This is a genomic window from Ferrimonas pelagia, assembly GCF_039543565.1.
In the GTDB taxonomy this organism is placed as follows: domain Bacteria; phylum Pseudomonadota; class Gammaproteobacteria; order Enterobacterales; family Shewanellaceae; genus Ferrimonas; species Ferrimonas pelagia.
The window spans coordinates 1-915 of sequence record NZ_BAABJZ010000036.1 but is presented as its reverse complement, the minus strand read 5'-3'; the positions used below and the strand labels follow the sequence as shown (position 1 = coordinate 915).

Below are 915 nucleotides of genomic sequence, written 5' to 3'. Positions count from 1 at the left end.
TTCTCTGGATGTCAAGAGTAGGTAAGGTTCTTCGCGTTGCATCGAATTAAACCACATGCTCCACCGCTTGTGCGGGCCCCCGTCAATTCATTTGAGTTTTAACCTTGCGGCCGTACTCCCCAGGCGGTCTATTTAATGCGTTAGCTTTGGAACCCACGCCTCAAGGGCACAGACTCCTAATAGACATCGTTTACGGCGTGGACTACCAGGGTATCTAATCCTGTTTGCTCCCCACGCTTTCGCATCTGAGTGTCAGTCTTTGTCCAGGGGGCCGCCTTCGCCACTGGTATTCCTTCAGATCTCTACGCATTTCACCGCTACACCTGAAATTCTACCCCCCTCTACAAGACTCTAGTCTGGCAGTATCAAATGCAATTCCCAGGTTGAGCCCGGGGCTTTCACATCTGACTGACCAGACCACCTGCATGCGCTTTACGCCCAGTAATTCCGATTAACGCTTGCACCCCTCGTATTACCGCGGCTGCTGGCACGAAGTTAGCCGGTGCTTCTTCTGCGAGTAACGTCACAGCTGTTGGGTATTAGCCAACAACCTTTCCTCCTCGCTGAAAGTGCTTTACAACCCGAAGGCCTTCTTCACACACGCGGCATGGCTGCATCAGGCTTTCGCCCATTGTGCAATATTCCCCACTGCTGCCTCCCGTAGGAGTCTGGGCCGTGTCTCAGTCCCAGTGTGGCTGATCATCCTCTCAAACCAGCTAGAGATCGTCGCCTTGGTGAGCCTTTACCTCACCAACAAGCTAATCTCACTTGGGTTCATCCGATCGCGCAAGGTCCGAAGAGCCCCTGCTTTCCCCCGTAGGGCGTATGCGGTATTAGCAGTCGTTTCCAACTGTTGTCCCCCTCGACCGGGCAGATCCCCAAGCATTACTCACCCGTCCGCCGCTCGACGCCAGA

At 54.3% G+C, this 915-nt stretch carries 1 rRNA gene; it reads right to left on the bottom strand.

The window, feature by feature from the left end:
• Positions 1 to 915, bottom strand: a 16S ribosomal RNA gene (locus tag ABEA08_RS09485); the annotation flags it as partial.